We start from the raw sequence: 17,609 nt of genomic DNA, 5'->3' as shown, positions 1-17,609 counted from the left end.
AAGGCCCTGGCCGGTTCGGGATCGGGGAGCAGCCGTGCCCTGCTCACGTCGGCGAGGCTACCCAGCGCCGAGGTCGATGTGGCGTCGTCCGGCGTCTGACGTCAAGGCGGGCCAACGTTCCGACGATGAACTGCTTGCAAGCCAACACGATCAGTCGAACGCTCCCCAATGCCCAAGAAGATCATCATCGTCGCCCTCTTCGGACTCGCACTTGCGCTCTCCGCGTGCGCCAGCGACTCGCCCAAGCCAAGCAGCTCCACTAAGGCGGGTGGCGATCCCTTCCGCACCGCGCTCGAGGCAGCCCACCCGACGCAGTTCGGCGCGGTCGCCGACAAGCTCTCGGTCCGGGGGATCGCGCGCCATCGGGCGATCATCAACGTGGCGGTCAACACGCCAGACGGCGGCTTTCAGGGCGCATCCCGGCAGGATCTGGCGGGGTCCGCTGGGGCCGCATTCAAGGCGCTCCACGGCGCCGGCTGGCACAAGGCGATCACCGTGACCTTCAAGGGCGGACTGGTCGACACGACCACCGGAAAGAACCTGCCCAACGCCGAGACGGGCGTCTTCCGACTCGACCGGAAGGACGCACGGCGGATCGACTGGCAGCACGCCGACCAGGTCGACTGGACCGTGTACGCGGTGTTCCTTCACCCGGCGCTGAAGCGCTGACCAGGACGGCCCGCCGCCTGGCAGGCTCTCCACATGGACTTCGACGCGACGATGAGTTACCTGCGTGTCCTGGCCGACACGGAGGTCATGGTCAGCATCGGCCAGACACTCGAGCGTCCGGTGGCCCACATGTCCGGGATGCTCAGCGAGCCTGAGGACTTCAGCTACCAGGTTGACCAGGAAGGCGTCTACGCCTTCCGGGTCGGCGAGCATGCGGGCTTCTTCCTCAGGCGGTTGGGCTTTCAGAGCGCGTGGGCTGAGGACGACCTTGCCGGCCGCGAGGCCCTGCGCATCGAGCATGAAGATACGCAGGTCCGGGTGGGACCATCGTTGCCGACGGCGTGAGGCTCAATCGCCCACGGACCGGACATGCTGTGTTCGAGGGCCATCGAACGGCGCTGCCTGATGTGCGAGTCGACCCGGCTCCTGGTCATCGTCGACGGTCGCGCCACCTACACCTCCGACGAATGGGCGCACGTGCGACCGCGATTTCGCCGTCAAGGCAAAACCGCGTGACCCGCGGAGCACGATGTGTACAGCTTCTCGTGGCGCATTCCGTCCGTCTCGACGTGCGGTTCGATGACGAGATCCGGCGCTGACGGCGGCTGTCGTGGCTCTGACCGAACTCGGGTCGCGGCCTACAGACCAGGCGCGCCGACGCCGATATCTGGGCTGCCATGACGCCGTCTTCGCAGCTGCAGCTACGCGCCACCGACGCCGACCGCGAACACGTCGCTCAGATGTTGCGTGCCTCGGCGGGCGAGGGGGCGTTGATGGTCGACGAGCTTGAGGAGCGCCTGTCCGCCGCCTACGTGGCCGTGACGCGCGCGGATCTGGCCCGACTGGTCGCCGATCTACCGCCGCGGCACACCGCTCGGCCAGCGATGGCACCGGCACCCGAGCAGCCAGTACTCGGCGTTGATCGCAGCCCCGGCCTCGTCGCGCTGCTCACGGTCGTGACGCTCGGGCTGTACCTGATCTACTGGTGGTACACCGTCAACCGCGAGATGCGCGACTTCGCGCGCACCGTGCAGCCGACGCACCCGCTGGCAGGCGCCAGCCCCGTCGCCTCGACGCTGGCGATGACTCTCGGCACGCTCATCATCGTGCCGGTGTTCGTCACCGCGCACTCGACGGCCCGCCGCGTCGGTGAGGCGATGAGCCTGTCCGGCCTGCCGCCGCATGACCGGCCCAGCCCGCTGCTCTACACCCTCGCCTACACGATTGGGGGGCTGCTGATCGTGCCGCAGCTCCTGTACGCGCCGCTGCTGCAGGGACACCTCAACCGTGCCTGGCAGCAGGTGCGCGCCGCCCAGGAGCCGGGCGCCGGCGACTGGCTCGCCAGCGCCGCTGCCGCGTAGCTGGAGGTCAGCGAGCCCGCATCGTCGGCCCCGCCGCGGCGCGCTCTGCCGGCCCGCCGCGCCAACCGTGTCGTCGCTACGGAGCCACCACCAGTCACCACAGCCGAACTCCAGCGCCCGCAGCCAATGCGCAGGAACGCCGAACATCAGCAGCCCCTACCGGCGATCCCCCGCGCCAGACGTTCAGGATTCGCGGCGCCGATCGCGCGGGTCCACAGCAAGCACGATCTCGCCGCGCGTGTTGATCTCGAGCTCGGGCTCGACAACGAGGTCCAATCATCGCGAGGACATCCCGGACGGCCGCGATGCCCCGAAGTCTCCGTCGTTCAGCCAGACCAGCCTGTGATGCCCTCGGCGTCAGCGAGCCGAAGGAGGTCGGGACGCGTCTGCTCGGTGGCGAGTATCGCTCGCTTGGGCGCGGGCGCGAGCATGCGCGCGGAGTCGGCAGCTAGCCGATCGCCATGCGGAACGACGGCCGCGCCACGCTTCCCCTTCGCCTCGATGATCGTGCTCGTCGTCCTGTCGTAGACGTCGCAGAACATGATCGCCGGCGCGCCGCTTCAGGTCGTCCATGGCAGGAGTGCGCCACCCGGCCTATTTCAGCCGCCCGACAGTCAACACCGGCCGTATACGACCCGGCCGGCCGTTTTCAGGGCTATTTTCCACAGCGCGCTGTCTGTTGTGCGCTGGTCGAGTCGGGGTCAGCCTCGTCGCCCACCCCGGCACGTGCCGTCAGGCGTACTCCTCGATCTCGGGGCCGGTGTCGGCCCAGTAGTTCTCGTCGCTGGAGACGTTCCACGCGATCTCGATCACCTCGGCGAGCTTGCGCCTGCGAGCCGGGTAGCTCTTGTGCTCGCGGTCGTGCACGTGCGTCGGGACAGGATGGTCCGGCGAGTGGTCGTAGCCGACGAACTCGACGCCGTCGAGGATCACGTAGTAGCAGTACCTGACGCGCTCAGGCGACCCGTCATCACCGATCTCGACCACCTCGCTGATGTCGAGGAAGGTGCGGTCACTGAAGACAACGCGGCCGGCGACGCGCCCGCGCTGCTTCGTCGGGTCGTCCAGGCGCAGCATGATCGCGCCGGGCTCGAACATGAGCCCGTTCGCCGACAAGAGCTTGTCGATGTTGTCGAAGTACTGATCAAGCGTCAACGCGCCCGCGAGACTAACGAGCGGATCGGCTGGTTCCGGCGGGATTACCGCAGATTGCGCACGCCGCTACGCCGCGCAGGTGATCTCACGACGGGTGTGGCGAGCGAGCGCGTCTTCCTGCGGTGCGGTGTCATTCGGCGCGCCGGTGAGTTCTCGCCACTCGGCGTAGAAGCTCGCCCATTCGTGCCGCGCGCGACCCGGAATGTGGTCAATCTCATCGCTGCCGACGCGGTACGCGCGGAAGAACTCCGCGGAGTCGAGGCGGTAGTGGCGTTGCAGCACGAGCAACGCGTCCTCAAGCGAGGCGGCGTTGTAGGTCCCGGTCTGAACGTTGGTGCCCATGTACTCGCTCACCCCTTTCGGGCTTCGTGGGTCGGCTCCTACCCGGAGTTTCCTGACAATATCGGCGGAACCTAGGCCGGAGCTTAGTGCGGCCTGTCGAGGGCCGCCCTGGACCTAAGACGGGATTCAGCCTCCGCGACGCTCCGGCCTTCGCGTCCGAACCAACCCGATAGGACCCGGAGCTACCGCCCTGCGCGAAGCGCCGATGGCGTCGTGTTCCCAGGTGTCGGCGACTGGGGTTCGGAACTGCGTTCCGCCCACAGCCGGGGAGACCACCTCATGAGCACCACGCCGAACAAGACCACCCAGCGCCTGCTCGACCGCCACGCCAAGCTGCGCGACCAGTACAGCGCTGCCTACGCGGACGTGGAGACCATGGGCCAAACGCCGGGCGTCGCCGCCGCCGATCTTGCTCTTGAAGTGGTTGCCGAGCACGCGCAGCTCGGCTCCGCCCGGCGTACGGACCGCGCACTCGAGGCAGTCGCGACTGAAGATCGTCTGTTCCGCTCCCGATCACGCTGGCGATCCTCGAGCTGATCGAGACGCACGAGGAGCAGCGCTTCGAGCCCGCCGCCGTGCACTGGGCCGGCTGGCTCGCGCTCGAAGCGCCCGGCCTCACGCTCGGTCACCTGCACCTGGCGATCGAGGCCCTGGACGGCCTACCCGACGACGAGGCGCGCGCGACGCTGCGTGAGCTCGGCGCGCGCGAGGGCGGCCGACCGCGGTCGCGCGGGCGCCGCGTCAGGCGCCCACGCGACGGCGATCGTAGCCCGGCGTTGACTCGCCCCGGCGAGTGGGGAGCTAGGCGGCCGCCGGCTCCGCGCTCGGCAGCGCCGCCTGATCCGGTGCCGCGCAGTCCTGCGACGTCGGCTGGCCGCCGCACCACCCTGGTGCCGCCGCTTCCGGCGCCGGCGCGTAGCCCGCGACGCCGCCGGGCAGCTCGCGCTTGACGATCTCGCCGCTCTCGGTCAGCGCCTTGAGCTGGCCGTAGGCCACCCCGCGGCTCATGTCGGCGGCCGCCGCCAGCTCGCCCGCGCTCGCGCCCGGGCGCTCGCGGACGGCCGCGAGGATGGCCTCGCGGTTGGCATCGCGCGGCGCGCGCACGCGCCGGCTCGCCCGCGCCGCGCCTTGCCGCGCGGGCCGCTTCTTGCCCGCCGCGGCCCCGCGTCGGGACTAGCGGGCGCAGAAGCCGCGCGGGTGCTCGCCATGAGCCGCGACTATCCGACGGGGCGCGACCGCCGCGGTCCGGCCGCCGCACCGCAACGGCCGGCACGCTCCCTTCGCCGCCGTGCCGCTCGTTCGAGGTGAGGAGCGGCGAACCGCGACCCGGCGGGCCGAGCCGCCGTCCACCTGCCGCCGGTCCACCGCCAGCGCTTGACCGCTAGCCGGTCGCGTGGCCGAGACGAACGCAACGGTATTTCCGGCCTGATCTAGCGCAATGACACGGCGCACCAGTCGTGGATCGATAGAGTCGCCGCGGGTCGAGAAACCCTGCTTTTGCAGGTAAAACGCAACCTCCTTTACGCCAACCCGTGACCACGATCGTGTCGGTTTTTACGCTCGCCGTGTCGACTGCGACAGTTCCGTCGTCAACCGCGACGCGAGCCCGACGATGGATCGCTCGTCGCCGATGCAAAGGGTGGGTCTGGTCGAGACGACGGCCCGGTTGGCTCGCTGGTCGCACCGCCGCGCGCCTGCCGAGCGTGCGGCGGTCGGGGCGAAGAACCACGACGACCATCGCCGTCCGCGCCGTGCGAACCCGTCACCGTCATGTTCCTCCCGCCGCGGCTGGACAGACGACCTGAGGGCATGCGGACCGCGCGAGAGGTGCCTGCGGTGAGACGCGAGCTGCAGCCGCCTGCCTACATGCTCCACAAGTGCGCCGAGCCGGGGTGCCCGAAGCTCGCGCTCGCCGCCCGCTGCGACGCGCATCAGACCGACGACGACCGCGCGCGCCTAGCTGCGATGCACGATGCGACGCTCCGTGCGGCGCACGCCGAGGAGGCGTGGCTCGGGGCGCTCCGCGAGGCGCTCAACGCCGAGCGCGCCGCCGGCGTGCGCCGGATCGAGCGATCCGCGTGAGCGCACGCGATACTTGCGGGGCAAGAGGGGCGGCGCCACGCCAACGGCCGGAGGCGTGGCCCACGACGTAGGAGCGCCATGAGCAGCACCGAATCTACCCCGTGCGTGCCCGCCGTCCACTACGGGGCGAAGAGCACGCAGGACCGTCACCGCTCGATCCCGACGCAGCTCGAGGACTGTCGCGAGAAGTCCGCCGACGAGGGGTGGACGTTGCTCTCCCCAGACGACGAGTTCTTCGATGAGGGCTTCTCGGCGTACTCGGGCAACCGCGGCGACGACCTCGTACGCGCCAAGGCGCGCGCCATCGAACTCGCGCGCGAGCACGGGCGCTGCATGCTCGTCGCGCAGGCGGCCGACCGCTTCGCGCGCGGATCGGGTGACCGCCCCGGCGCCGCCGACGCGCTCGTCGAGGTCTGGCACCAACTGCGCCGCCAGGGTGTCGAGCTTCGCAGCGTCGAGGACGACTTCGACCTGCGCGACTCGGCGAGCGTCGCGAACCTCGGCCAGCGCGCGCACATGGACTCGCGCCGCAAGAGCAGCTCGGTCAAGAAGGGCATGAAGCGCCGCCGCGCGGAGGGCAAGCACAACGGCGGGCCGCGCAAGTTCGGCTACGACTACGTGCGCGACGCCAGCGGGCGCACACATCCCGATGAGCCGCTGCGGGTCGTGCCTGCCGAGGCGGCCGTCGTCGAGCGCATCTACCGAGATTACGTCGCCGGGCAATCTCAGCAGGCGATCCAGCGCGCCCTGAACCGCGAGGGCGTCCGTACGGCACGCGGCAAGACCTGGCATCAGGGCACGATCGCGAAGGTGCTCGCCGACCCGTTCTACGCCGGGCTCATGCGCGACGGCGACGCGCTGGTGGCCGGCCGCCAGCCGGCGATCATTGAGCGCGAGCTGTGGGACCGGGCCGCGCGCATCCGTGAGGACGGCCGGAAGTCGCTTCACCGCGGCGGCCGTCCGCCCGTGCGCCCGTACGTGTTCATGAACGGGCACCTGCGCTGCGGGCGCTGCGGCGGCGCGATGGTGCCTCGCACGAGCGCGCAGCGACGGGGACCGGACGGCACGCCATGGGGCGGCCGGTACCAGGTCTACCAGTGCCACACGCGCGTACGCGACGTGACGGCGTGCGAGCAGGGCCCGCTACCGCGCGAGGCAATCGACGAGGCCGCGCTGCTCGCGCTCGAAGCGCGCGGCGTCTCCGTCGACCAGACGCGTGCCGAGGTCGCCGACGCGCTTGCGCTCGAGCTGCGGACCGTGGACGCGCGCCTTGCCGACGCCGAGCGAGAGGAGCGCCGCGCCGCCGACCGCCTCGCCCGCATCGACCGCGACTACGCGGACGGCGCGCTATCGCCCGCGAACTACGAGCGGCTGCACGCCATGCTCAGCGGGGAACTCGACGGGGCTACGGCGGCGCGCGACCAGGTCGCCGCCCGCGCCGAGGAATTGCGCGCCACGGCCACGACCGCCGATGACGCGCTCATGACCGACCTCGTCGCGCTCCGCGACGCGATCGCCGCGCACCTGCGCGACGGCGCCAACGTCGCCGAGGTGCGGTTCATGCTGCGCCGGCTGTTCACCCGCTTCACGGTCTGCGAGGTCGACGGCGGCGTCGCCATCATCCCGGAGCTGAGCCCCGCCGCCGTCGACGAACTGGGGGCAGGGAACCGCGCTCCGCTGCGGCTGATAAGCAATGCCAACGGCTTGGCCACGTAGTCGTCCGCCCCCAGCTCGAAGCCACGCACGCGGTCGAGCTCGGCGGCGCAGCCCGAGAGGATCACGAGCGGCAGCGTGGGATCGAGCCGCGAGGCGATCCCGTCGGCGTCGCGCACCCGCCGGATCAGCTCGAGCCCGGAGCCGTCCGGCAGCCGGAGGTCGATCACGGCGAGGTCGGGGCGCCGGTACTCGAGCATGCGCAGGGCGTCGCGCAGCGTCTCGGCCACGAGCAGGTCGTAGCCGTCGGCGGTCAGGTTGTCGGCGAGGAAGGTCCGGACGACCGGGTCGTCCTCGACCAGGAGCAGGGTCGCTCGATCGTCGGGCATGGTCGCCCTAGTCCGGGCGCGAGATTCCTCGCCCCACCCTCGCGCGGTGACGCGCGGGGCCGGGGCGCGCGGACACGCGCGGGGGCCGAGCGCGCGGAGACGCGCGGGGGCCGGGGCGCGCGGTGATGCGCGGGGCCGGGGCGCGCACGCTCCGCAACACGGTGCATCGGTGCGCCGGGCACCGCGCCCCGCTCATTCCCGCCGGGTAAACTCGCGACGATGGGCCGGACCGTTCGTCGTGCCGAGGCCACCGAGTGCCGCCAGTGCCTGACGTACTGCGACCGCGTGATCGCTCCCGCGACATGCGCGCAGCAGCAGTGCCCCTCGCTGTACACGTACGACGACCCGCTGAGCGGGACCCGCTACATGGGCTGCACGCACAAGGTGTTCGCCACCGAGATCGACGTCGCGCTCTTCGAGCAGGCCGAGCAGGCGAAGGGCTTCGGGTCGCTCAAGCTCGCCCGCGAGCCGCTGGCACACTGCAGGTTCTCTGTCGAGCGCGCGCACGAGCGGCCGCGCGGCGAGGAGTTCCACTGCGTGAATCGAAGGTTCGCGGACTTCCCGGACACCGGTCCCGGCGGGCTCAAGGCGTTCGACCTTCGCGACGGCCTGCGCAGCGAGTGAAAGATCGCCTTCACGGGGCGACCCGGAGCAGGATCCGCGCATAAGATGCAGACGCCCCGGCGAACCCCGGGCACCAGACCTATGGACCACATTCGCCGCGGTAATTACGACTCAGGACATGACTATGTCCTGGAATACGGGGAGCTTCGCTTCACCTTCAACGAGCGCGACTTCTCCGAGCGCGTCGAGCAGGCCGCGCGCAAGCTCGGCTTCGTCGGCAGCCGGCTCGAGGAGTTCGAGCTCGAGGACCTCGTGAACCTCACGGTCAACGGCGAGGTCGCGGACCCCGCGTCCGCGCTCGGCGAGCACGTCAACGACTGCTGGCCGGAGCTCGTCGGGCCCGCGGACCGCTCGCTCGTGCACTGGCTGCGCCGGCTCGTGTTCCGCTCCGCCTGGCTCGACCAGCGCGTCAAGGAGGGCGAGCTCGACGTCGTGTTCGACGACTTGACCAGCTCCTTCGGCTACGTGCAGCCCGAGCGCGACCGCGAGCCGATCGAGCTCTCTCCCGAGCCGAACTGGCGCCGCGTCGCCTACGGCGGCCGGCACTAGCGCAGCAGCGCCGCCGGTCGCGGTGACCATCCCGGGATGGCCACCGCTCGCGCGGAGGACCTAGGCGGCGCGGGACTTCTTCGCCGCCGCCTTCTTCACGGCCGGCTTCTTCGCGGCGGCCTTCTTGGCGGCGGGAGCCTTCGCCTTGGCCCCCGGCTTCTTCGCGGCGGCCTTCTTCGCGCCGGGCGCCGGCTTCGCCGCGACCGCCGGCTTCTTGGCCGTGGCCGCCGGCTTCTTGGCCGTGGCCGCCGGCTTCTTCGCCGCCGCGGCCGGCTTCTTCGCCCGGGCGGCGGGCTTCTTCGCGGCCGGCGCGGGAGCGGGCTCCGCGACCGGCTCGGGCGCGGCCTCCGGCTCCGGCGGCGCCTCCACCGGCCCGCCGGCGCGGGCGGCGCGGATCGCCTGCGCGCCCGCGTCCCCGACCAGGAGCTCGGGCCGCAGCGTGCCGGATTCCTTCAGCGACAGCGCGGGGAACTGGCCGAGCGCGGTCGCCTCGGCGTCGAGCGCCACGACGGTCGTCTCGCCGCCGACCGGCGCGAGCGCGGTCGCGATCACGGTCAGCGAGCCGCCCGAGGCGAGGTTGCGGCCCGCCGCCAGCGAGCGCCGCGCGGCGGACTCAGGCAGGTAGGCGAGCCCGTCGACCAGCACGACGGCGTCGCCGCCGCGGGCCGCGACGCGTCGGCCCTGCTCGATCGCCTGCTCGACGGCCTGGGCCTGCGCGTCCGGCGACGCCGCCACCGACAGCACCGCGCCGGGCGTGAGCGGCCAGTCGGCGACCTCCTCGGGCCGCGCCCCGGCCAGCACCGCGTGGATCTCGAGCCCGTCGCGGGCCACGAGCGCCTCCGCGAGCCGGCGGATCGCCTCCGTCTTCCCCGAACGCGACGGCCCCGCGATCACCACGCGCGAGCCCTTGCCGAACGGCGTCAGCCACTCGATCGCCTTCACCGTCGGATCGCCGGAGCCGAGCTGGAGGCGCTCGGACGGCCACGCCACCGGCAGATCCTCGAAGCGCGTGCCCTCGGCGACCTCGTCGGCCGGACGGCCGTTGATCGTGTCGACGCGGACGAGCGACGGGAAGCGCTCCGACCGCCGCGGCGCGCGCAGCGGGCCCGCGACCTTGTCGCCGGCGACGAGCTCGCAGCGCTTGACCTGCGCGGCGGAGATGTAGACGTCGTCGTCGCTCTCCTCCGGCGGCGACAGCCGCAGGAAGCCGGAGCCGTTGGCCAGCAGCTCGACCACGCCCTCGACGATGCGATCGTCGCCGCCGGGCTTCTCCTCAGGCGCCTCGGCGACGACTTCGGCGTCCTCGTCGCGCCCGCGTGCGCGTCCACGCCCGCCACGCCGGCCACGCCGGCCGCGCCGGGGCTCCTCGTCGGTCTCCTCGTCGGGCGCGGCGGGCGCCTCGACCGGGTCGGCGGCGGGCGCCTCGACCACGTCGGCGGCGGGCGCCTCGACCACGTCGGCGGCGGGCGCCTCGACCACGTCGGCGGCCTCGGGCTCTTCCTCCTCCGCGGGGCCGTCGCTCGACTGGCGCGCGACGATCGCGTCGACGAGGTCGGGCTTGCGGAGGCGGCGGAAGCCGTCGACGCCGAGCTCGTTGGCGAGCAGGTGCAGATCGGCGAGCGGGCTCTGCTCCAGGGCGGAGCGGTCCAGGACGGAGGGCATGAAGGGTGGATCTCCCGAGATCGGTGGGCACCCGGCCGCGTTGGGTTCAGCGGCCGGCGATTCGCCCTCACCCTAGCGAGATGTGCGGCGGGACGCCGTCGGGATAGCGCTCCGGCGTCAGCCCTTCCACCGCGCCCAGGACGCGCTCGCCGCGCAGGACGGCGCGCACCGCGAGGAAGTCCGCCGCGCCCGCGACGTCGTGCACGCGCACGATCTCCGCGCCGGCGTCGGCGGCGAACCCGACCGCGGCCAGCGTCGCCGCGTCGCGCTCGCCCGGCCGGCGGCCGACGATCGCGCCGAGGAAGTCCTTGCGCGAGACGGCCAGCAGCAGCGGGCGCCCGAGCGCGCGCAGCCCGTCGAGCCGGCGCAGGACTGCGACCGTCTGCGCCGGCGTCTTGGCGAAGTCCGGGCCGGGGTCGAGGATCAGCTGCTCGGGCGCCACGCCGGCCTCGAGCGCCGCGCGGATGCGCGCGCGCAGGAACTCCACGACGTCGCCCACCACGTCGTCGTACGCGCCGGGGTCCAGCAGCGTCCCCTTCGGCGCCACCCGCGTGTGCATGAGCACCAGCGCGGCGCCGGTGCGCGCGCAGACCGCGGCAAGCTCCGGGTCGCGCAGCCCCGAGACGTCATTGACGATCGCCGCCCCGGCCGCGATCGCCGCCTCCGCGACCTCGGGCTTGTAGGTGTCGACCGAGATCAGCGCGCCCTCCCCCGCCAGCGCGCCCACGAGCCCTGCGACCCGCGCGATCTCCTCCGCCGCCGGCACCGCCGGCCGGTCGCCGCGCGCCGACTCGCCGCCGATGTCGAGGATGTCGGCGCCCGCGGCCAGCAGCGCGCGGCCCCGCGCCGCGCGCTCGGCGAGCGTCGCCTCGACCCCGTCGGAGAACGAGTCCGGCGAGGCGTTGAGGATGCCCATCAGCAGCGGCCGGCCGCCCAGCTCCAGCCGCCGCTCGCGGGCCTGCAGGATCACGACTTGATCCGCAGCTTGACCTCCTTGCGCGCGACGTTGCCGGCCTTGTCCACCGCCGCGACCTTGAGCTTGAAGCTGCCGGCCCGGTAGCGGTGGCTCACCGAGCGCGAGCGCGTGGTGGCCGACTTGTCGCCGAAGTCGATCGTCGTGTGGTCCAGGCCCGACCCGCCGCGGTCGCGCACGGTGACCTTGATCTTGAGCGTCTGGCCGCGCCCGCGCTTGCCTGACACCCGCACCTTCAGTGCCGGCGCCGTCGCGTCGATCTTCATCGTCCGCGCGCGGCTGCGCGACGTCTGCCCGTGCAGGTCGACCGCCTCGACCTGCCACGTGTGGCGACCGGTCTTCAGCGGCGCCGCGGGCGTGAGCTTGGAGTCCTTGGTCTGCCCGACCAGGACGCCGTCGACATAGACGCGGAAGGTCTGCGCCCCCCACAGATCGACGCCCGGCCGCCACTTGAGCTCAGGGCGCGACTGGCGCTTGAACGCCTCCGCCTTGCCGATGAACGGCGCGCCGGGCGGGTCGTCGTAGCTCGCGAGCGAGAGCGTGCGGACGCCGCCGGCGTCCTGCACGAACGCGGCGGAGAAGTCGCCGACGCGGTCGCCGCCGATGAACACGCCGGGGTCGGCCACCGGGCCCAGCGCGGGGTTGGAGAGCGGCGTGTCGGCGAGGAACGCCTTGCGATAGGGCTTGATCCGGCCGCGCGCGTCGGGGCCGGCGCGCCAGGCCACGGCGAGGTCGCCGCGATCGGTGGCCGCGACCTCCGGCTTGGGCGCGACGGGGCTCCACCCGAGCGAATACGACGTGTCGAACACGTCGCGATCGAGCAGCGCGCCGAAGACGGAGCCGTCGGCGCCCTGCGCGACCGCCTCGCCCTGGCCCTTGCCGCTCATGTCGATGCGCGGCTCGGCCGACGGCCCGGGGTCGATGCCCGACCGGGGGTCGAACGTCGAGCCCACGAGCCGGCGCGCGAACGAGCGCGACCCGCCGGACGTGTCCTGCCGGTAGACGACCCACGCGAACGAGCCGTCGTCCTCGATGTCGATGTCCGGCGAGTCGGCGTTGCCGCCGTCGGCGTCCTGGGAGACCTGCTGCGGGTACGCGGACAGCGTCAGCCCGGTGAGCCGGCGCGCGTAGACGCGCGTGCGATCGGCGACCTCGCCCCAGGTGACGACCGCGTAGCCCTCGGCGGAGACGGCGACGCGCGGGCGCAGGGCCCCGGTGCCGGCCTCGGCGGCCGGATTGATGTCGACCGGCGCGGCGAGCCCCGACCACGTCGTGTCCTGCAGGCGCGCCGCGCGCACGTCGCCGGACTGCTGCCAGACGGCGTAGGCCGCGTCGTTGACCCCGAGGTCCACGTCGACCGAGCGTGCCCCGGGTCCGCCGATCGCGACCGGCGGGCTGAACGGCGCCGGCGTCGCGTTGACCGGCGTGCTCGCCGCGAACACGCTTCCACCCGCGACCCAGGCGACGGCGATCCGGTTGCCGTCGCCGACCGCGACCTTGACCTCGGTCGCCGGCGGCAGGCCCGGGTCGATCCGCACCGGCGGCTGCCAGGCGCCGCCGGACAGGCGCGAGACGAACACGTGCGGGCCGTCGCCGTCGACGCGCAGATACGCGACGGCGCCGGTGCCCTCGCGCGCGAGGTCGATGCCACCGACCTCGGTGACGTTCCCGTCGATCGGCTGGGCGGGGATCCAGGCGGCCCGCGCGCCGGCGGCGGGCACGAGCACGAGCGCGGCGGTGATCAGGACGAGTAGGCGAACAGGCATGCGGCTCCGGGAATCGGGGGCTTCGCCGGGCTCCAACCGGCGGCAACCATGAAAGTTACGGCGCGGGCAGGATGCCTTCCGCTTCGGCCTCGGCGCGGAAGGCAGCGGCGAGCGCCCCCGGCCGGCCGCCGACCTCCGCCGCGAGCACCGCCGCGACGCGCTCCGGCGCATCCGAGGCCAGCAGCGCCCGCCCCGCCGTCAGGGCCAGACGGGTGCGCCGCAGCAGTACGTCGCCGACCGTGCGCGCCTGGTCCCCGCGCGCCGCGTGCGCCACCTCGGCCATCAGGTCCGGCATCCCCTCGAGGATCGGGCCGGGGAACGCGCCCGCGAGCGCGAGCACGTCGTGCGCGACGTGGCCGTAGCGGCCGGCGAGCTGGGCGTACGCCGCCTCCGACAGCCCGTCCACCCGCGCCAGGTCGGCCGGCTCGACGGCCATGCCGAGCGGGACCTCGTGCGTGCGGCAGGGGAGCTCCTGCCCGTCGCGCTCGACGATCCGGTCGACCGCGAGCTTGGCCATGCGCCGCCAGGTGGTCAGCTTGCCGCCGGTGATCGTGACCATCCCGCTCGAGGTCTCGTACAGCTCGGCCTTGCGCGAGATGTCGACCGACTTGCGCGGGTCGCCGGTCGAGATCAGCGGCCGCACGCCGGCGTAGGCCCCCACGACGTCCTCCGGCTGCAGCGAGACGCGGAAGAAGTCGTTCACGGCGTCGAGCAGGTAGTCGACGTCCTCCTCGGCGGGCCGGATGTGCGCGAGCTCGCCCTCGTAGTCGTTGTCGGTCGTGCCGATCAGCGTCTGCCCGAGCCACGGCAGGACGAAGATCGCGCGCCCGCCGCCGGCCGGCGCGATCGCGCCGGCGTTCATCGGCAGCCTGGCGGCGTCGACGATCAGGTGCGTGCCGCGGCTGGGCCGGATCACCGGGACCTCGGCCTCGTCGTGCAGCTCGCGGGGGCGCAGGCGGTCCGCCCATACGCCGGTGGCGTTGACGACGTTCGCGGCACGCACGTCGAATTCCGTGCCGTCCTCTGCGTCCCGCATCCGCGCGCCGACCGCCTTCCCGCGCTCCTCGAGCAGCCCCAGCGCCTCGATCCGGTTGGCCGCCACCGCGCCGAAGCGCTCCGCCTCCGCCAGGACCGTCAGCACGAGGCGGACGTCGTCGGTCTGGCAGTCGTAGAACAGATAGCCGCCGGTGGGCGCGCGCGGCGCCAGCGCCGGCACCAGCGCGGCGACCTCCTCGGCCCCGATCACGCGGTGGCGCGCCGGGCTCCAGTCGGCGTCCTCGCGCGCGAGCCGGCGCCGCAGCGGCGAGCGCCGCAGCCGCTCGACCGCCATCACGTCGTACATGTTGAGGCCGATGCCGACCAGCCGGTCGGGCCGCGCGCCGTCGAACGCCGGGACCACGAGTGGCAGCGGCTTGACCAGGTGCGGCGCCAGGCGGACGTTGATCTGGCGCTCGAGCAGGGCCTCCCGGACGAGCCCGAGGTCGAAGTTCTGCAGGTAGCGCAGCCCGCCGTGGACGAGCTTGCTCGAGCGCGAAGAGGTTCCGCTCGCGTAGTCGGCCCGCTCCACCAGCGCCACGCGGTAGCCGCGCGTGGCGGCGTCGAGCGCGACGCCCGCGCCGGTGATGCCGCCGCCGATCACGAGCACGTCGAAGGGCTCGGCTCCGAGGGCCCTGACGGCGTCCGCGCGAGGCAGCATCGGGCGCGGAGCCTAGTACGCGCGCGCTCCGCGGCCGGGCGTATTAACGTCCCGCCACCGCATGGCGACCGGGACCGTCATCGACCTCTGGCGCTGGCCGGTGCTGGGCATGTACGGCGAGCAGCTGATCTCCACCCGGATCGACGCCCTCGGCGTCGCGGGCGATCGCGTGCACCGCGCGGAAGGCGCGGGCGAGCGGCTCGCGCGCTGGCGCGCCGGCTACCCGTTCACGCCCGGCGGCGCCATCGAGGCAGAGAACCCGCCGTACCCGACGGTCACCTCGCCGCGCGAGCGCAACGTGTACCGCTGGGGCGATCCACGCCTGATCGTGGCACTCGAGCGCGACCTCCGATGCCGGATCCGGCCGGTGCGCGACCTCGAGACCCCGCGCGGCGTGATCGTGGCGACCGAGCCGCCGGCCGGAGACGCGGGCCACGCGGGCGTCAACGTGCAGCTCGACCTCGATCCGCCGCCCGGCGGCTGGAGCGGCACGGAGCTCGAGTTCGAGCACGGCGTGCGCCTGCGGCTGTTCAACTCGCGCGCCGACGGACCGGGAATCGAGGCACGGGTTCTGACCGCGGGCCGCGTACAGCTCGGCGAAGGCGTAGCGCTGGGGTGATCGCCCCATTAGGCTTGACCGTGGTTATTCGATCTAGAGAGTGCACCCGTCAAGGAGGATGTACCGCCGTGCTGCGCATCGATGAGACTTCGGGGACCCTGGTCGCGCCGAGCGCGTCGGGCCTGGTGCAGGAGTCGCCGCCGGATCGCGAGGAGCTGCTGTCGCTGGTCACCTCCTCATGGGACGCGTTCGCCGGCGAGCTCGGCGTCCCGGGCGTCCGCCTGCTCGCGCGCGAGCCCGTGCCGTACGTGGACCTGCTCGGCTTCGACGAGGAGTCGCGCCGGCTTGTCGTGATCCTCGTGACCGGCGACACGGTCGAGTGGCAGCTGGGCCGCGCGCTCGGCGCGGCCGCCGAGGTCGCCGGCTGGGATCGCGCGAAGCTCGACGAGGCGCACGAGTCGCTCTCGGACGTCACCCCGGGCGAATCGCCCGCGCTCGTGCTCGTGGCGGGCGGCTACGACGAGCGCGCGCTGGCGACGATCGAGTGGCTCGCCAACAAGCACGGCGTGCCCATCTCCGCGTACACGGTGGCGATGGTGCGCTTCGGCGGCGAGCGGCTGCTGAGCGTCCGCCGCGAGCCGGCCGCCGACGGCGCCGACACCGCCTCCGACGTCCAGTGGCTGCTCTCGGGCGGGACGCCGTCGTCCGCAGGCGAGCCGGCGCCGGCGATGCACTCCGCCGCGACGTCGACCCCCCCGCCGGCGTAGCCGTCAGCCGAAGAACAGGCTGAAGACCCCCCAGAGGAGCTCCGGGCGCCAGGCGACCGGGGCTCCGCGGCGCATGCGGACCACGCCGTGGCGCTCCTCGCAGCCGTGCGCGATCAGCGCCTCGACGGCGGGCACGTTGGCCTGCGGCGCGGCGAGCCGGATGCCCGGCTCGATCGTCGCGGCGAGCAGCGCCCGGCCGGCGTCCGGGTCGCTCGCCAGGATCGGGCGCGCCGGGAACGGCGGGCGCAGCCCGGCGCCGCCGTCGGTCACCAGCGCGCCGTCGAGCGCGGCCCCGACGGCCGCCGAGCGGTCCTCGCCGGTGGCGAGCGCGTCGAGCGCGAGGATCCCCTCGCGATCGGCCTCGGTGGCGGGGCGCACGCCGTCGCCGATCGCCGCCTGGGCGTGAGCGGGCCCGGAGAACACGCGGTAGGCGCCGTCGGGCTCGAAGCCCATGCGCTCGTAGATCGGGCGTCCTGACGGGCTGGCCAGCAGCAGCAGCGTCTCGCGCTCCCCCAGCGCCTCGATCACCGCTTCGGTCATCCGCTGCCCGAGGCGCTCGCCTCGCGCCTCGGGGCGCACGGCGATCGCGCCGATCCAGGCGGTCGGGCCGAACCCGATCCCCGACCCGGTCGCGACGACGCGGCCGTCGCGCTCGGCGACGAGCAGGTGCCCGCCGGGTTGGGCGGCCACCCACGTGTGGACGTTGGGGCGGCGGTTTGAGACGCCGAAGCTGATGCTCATCACGTCGAGGAACGCGTCGAGGTCGGCGGCGGTGGCTGGGCGTATCTGCACGCCTTGAGTTCTATCCGGCGCGCGCTAGCATATGAAATTACTTGTCGTAAGTAACTAAATCGGATGCCGCCTTCAGAAGACCTCGTCATCGCCCTCTACCGCCTCGGCCTCGTACGTCGCGCGATCGAGCGCCACGCGCTGACCGAGCTGGGCTCGCAGGGCTTCACCGCCCTCGCCGTCATCCAGCGCCACGCGCCCGTGCGCGTCAGCGACGTCGCCGAGCAGCTCAGCGTCACGCTCCCCGTCGCCAGCCGGCAGGTCGCCGCGCTGGTGCTCGCGGGCTACGTGGAGCGCGAGACCGACCCCGACGACGGCCGCGCGCAGCGGCTGCGCGCGTCGGAGAGTGGGACGCGCGCGCTGCACGACTCGCACCGGCGCATGGTCGAGACCGCGACGGAGGCGCTGGCCGGCTGGTCGGACACGGAGATCGCCGCGCTCGCGGCGCAGCTGGAGCGCCTGCGCGAGGACTTCGCCGCGCTGACGGCACCTGCGACCCGTCAGGACGACGCCGCGTGAGCGCCACCCAAGCACCTGCCCTCGCCTCCCGGCCACGCCACGGACGACGGCGGG

The 17,609-nt window shown here is 73.1% G+C and carries 19 protein-coding genes and 1 pseudogene; 11 read left to right on the top strand and 9 right to left on the bottom strand.

Annotated elements, in window-relative coordinates:
- Nucleotides 1–168 precede the first annotated feature (168 nt).
- The 3 genes from H958_RS0127320 to H958_RS44170 all read left to right on the top strand — a co-directional run bounded on the left by H958_RS0127320 (nucleotide 169) and on the right by H958_RS44170 (nucleotide 2,030).
- Complete coding sequence (locus tag H958_RS0127320; RefSeq protein ID WP_028060973.1) at nucleotides 169–669, top strand: hypothetical protein; 501 nt, start codon at nucleotides 169–171, stop codon at nucleotides 667–669.
- Between the two features lie 33 nt (nucleotides 670–702).
- Entirely contained in the window at nucleotides 703–1,014 is a 312-nt protein-coding gene (locus tag H958_RS0127315) for a hypothetical protein (RefSeq protein WP_028060972.1), read from the top strand.
- Nucleotides 1,015–1,346: 332 nt separating this feature from the next.
- Nucleotides 1,347–2,030, top strand: a complete 684-nt coding sequence (locus H958_RS44170; protein ID WP_051324883.1) for a DUF1707 domain-containing protein — start codon at nucleotides 1,347–1,349, stop codon at nucleotides 2,028–2,030.
- Nucleotides 2,031–2,762: 732 nt separating this feature from the next.
- Here the strand turns inward: H958_RS44170 and H958_RS40760 are convergent.
- Nucleotides 2,763–3,185: a toxin-antitoxin system TumE family protein gene (locus H958_RS40760; protein WP_037411510.1), complete on the bottom strand. Its 423-nt coding sequence runs from the start codon at nucleotides 3,183–3,185 to the stop codon at nucleotides 2,763–2,765.
- Between the two features lie 66 nt (nucleotides 3,186–3,251).
- Nucleotides 3,252–3,539 carry a hypothetical protein gene (locus tag H958_RS0127290; protein WP_156028311.1) on the bottom strand — a complete coding sequence of 96 codons (288 nt, stop codon included), beginning with the start codon at nucleotides 3,537–3,539 and terminating at the stop codon, nucleotides 3,252–3,254.
- Between the two features lie 267 nt (nucleotides 3,540–3,806).
- Here H958_RS0127290 and H958_RS0127285 point away from each other — a divergent pair, with 267 nt between their 5' ends.
- A complete protein-coding gene (locus H958_RS0127285; RefSeq protein ID WP_028060969.1) occupies nucleotides 3,807–4,064 on the top strand; it encodes a hypothetical protein in 258 nt (85 codons plus the stop codon).
- A 264-nt stretch (nucleotides 4,065–4,328) separates the two neighbouring features.
- Here the strand turns inward: H958_RS0127285 and H958_RS0127280 are convergent, their stop codons facing one another.
- Nucleotides 4,329–4,631, bottom strand: a complete 303-nt coding sequence (locus H958_RS0127280; protein ID WP_028060968.1) for a helix-turn-helix domain-containing protein — start codon at nucleotides 4,629–4,631, stop codon at nucleotides 4,329–4,331.
- Between the two features lie 732 nt (nucleotides 4,632–5,363).
- On the opposite strand from H958_RS0127280, the gene H958_RS0127275 reads away from it, so the two are divergent.
- Complete coding sequence (locus H958_RS0127275; protein ID WP_156028310.1) at nucleotides 5,364–5,609, top strand: hypothetical protein; 246 nt, start codon at nucleotides 5,364–5,366, stop codon at nucleotides 5,607–5,609.
- Between the two features lie 78 nt (nucleotides 5,610–5,687).
- Nucleotides 5,688–7,325, top strand: a complete 1,638-nt coding sequence (locus H958_RS0127270; protein WP_081686328.1) for a recombinase family protein — start codon at nucleotides 5,688–5,690, stop codon at nucleotides 7,323–7,325.
- Between the two features lie 38 nt (nucleotides 7,326–7,363).
- Here H958_RS0127270 and H958_RS48530 read toward each other — a convergent pair.
- Nucleotides 7,364–7,651: pseudogene (locus H958_RS48530) on the bottom strand (response regulator); the annotation flags it as partial.
- A gap of 219 nt (nucleotides 7,652–7,870) precedes the next feature.
- Between H958_RS48530 and H958_RS0127260 the strand changes: the two are divergent.
- Entirely contained in the window at nucleotides 7,871–8,275 is a 405-nt protein-coding gene (locus tag H958_RS0127260) for a hypothetical protein (RefSeq protein ID WP_028060965.1), read from the top strand.
- Between the two features lie 81 nt (nucleotides 8,276–8,356).
- Nucleotides 8,357–8,824: a hypothetical protein gene (locus H958_RS0127255; RefSeq protein ID WP_028060964.1), complete on the top strand. Its 468-nt coding sequence runs from the start codon at nucleotides 8,357–8,359 to the stop codon at nucleotides 8,822–8,824.
- Nucleotides 8,825–8,884: 60 nt separating this feature from the next.
- Here the strand turns inward: H958_RS0127255 and H958_RS0127250 are convergent, their stop codons facing one another.
- The 4 genes from H958_RS0127250 to H958_RS40750 all read right to left on the bottom strand — a co-directional run bounded on the left by H958_RS0127250 (nucleotide 8,885) and on the right by H958_RS40750 (nucleotide 14,921).
- A complete protein-coding gene (locus tag H958_RS0127250) occupies nucleotides 8,885–10,486 on the bottom strand; it encodes a Rho termination factor N-terminal domain-containing protein (RefSeq protein WP_028060963.1) in 1,602 nt (533 codons plus the stop codon).
- Nucleotides 10,487–10,553: 67 nt separating this feature from the next.
- Nucleotides 10,554–11,456, bottom strand: a complete 903-nt coding sequence (folP, locus tag H958_RS40755; RefSeq protein WP_051324882.1) for a dihydropteroate synthase — start codon at nucleotides 11,454–11,456, stop codon at nucleotides 10,554–10,556.
- Entirely contained in the window at nucleotides 11,453–13,225 is a 1,773-nt protein-coding gene (locus tag H958_RS0127240; RefSeq protein WP_028060962.1) for a hypothetical protein, read from the bottom strand. Before H958_RS0127240 ends, folP begins: the two co-directional genes overlap by 4 nt.
- Before the next feature lie 55 nt (nucleotides 13,226–13,280).
- Nucleotides 13,281–14,921 carry a glycerol-3-phosphate dehydrogenase/oxidase gene (locus H958_RS40750; RefSeq protein ID WP_051324881.1) on the bottom strand — a complete coding sequence of 547 codons (1,641 nt, stop codon included), beginning with the start codon at nucleotides 14,919–14,921 and terminating at the stop codon, nucleotides 13,281–13,283.
- A gap of 61 nt (nucleotides 14,922–14,982) precedes the next feature.
- On the opposite strand from H958_RS40750, the gene H958_RS0127230 reads away from it, so the two are divergent.
- On the top strand, nucleotides 14,983–15,540 hold the full coding sequence (locus tag H958_RS0127230) for a hypothetical protein (RefSeq protein WP_028060961.1): 558 nt from the start codon (nucleotides 14,983–14,985) through the stop codon (nucleotides 15,538–15,540).
- Between the two features lie 68 nt (nucleotides 15,541–15,608).
- On the top strand, nucleotides 15,609–16,247 hold the full coding sequence (locus tag H958_RS0127225; protein WP_028060960.1) for a hypothetical protein: 639 nt from the start codon (nucleotides 15,609–15,611) through the stop codon (nucleotides 16,245–16,247).
- 3 nt (nucleotides 16,248–16,250) lie between these two features.
- On the opposite strand, the gene H958_RS44165 is transcribed toward H958_RS0127225, so the two are convergent.
- Nucleotides 16,251–17,039 carry a GNAT family N-acetyltransferase gene (locus H958_RS44165; protein WP_028060959.1) on the bottom strand — a complete coding sequence of 263 codons (789 nt, stop codon included), beginning with the start codon at nucleotides 17,037–17,039 and terminating at the stop codon, nucleotides 16,251–16,253.
- A 63-nt stretch (nucleotides 17,040–17,102) separates the two neighbouring features.
- Between H958_RS44165 and H958_RS40740 the strand changes: the two genes are divergently transcribed.
- Nucleotides 17,103–17,555, top strand: a complete 453-nt coding sequence (locus tag H958_RS40740; RefSeq protein ID WP_051324880.1) for a MarR family winged helix-turn-helix transcriptional regulator — start codon at nucleotides 17,103–17,105, stop codon at nucleotides 17,553–17,555.
- Nucleotides 17,556–17,609 lie beyond the last annotated feature (54 nt).

Origin of the sequence: Candidatus Solirubrobacter pratensis (genome assembly GCF_000425945.1) — a bacterium.
Classification (GTDB): Bacteria; Actinomycetota; Thermoleophilia; order Solirubrobacterales; family Solirubrobacteraceae; genus Solirubrobacter; species Solirubrobacter pratensis.
Note: the sequence above shows the minus strand (reverse complement) of the source record. Positions and strands in the feature narration are given on the sequence as shown.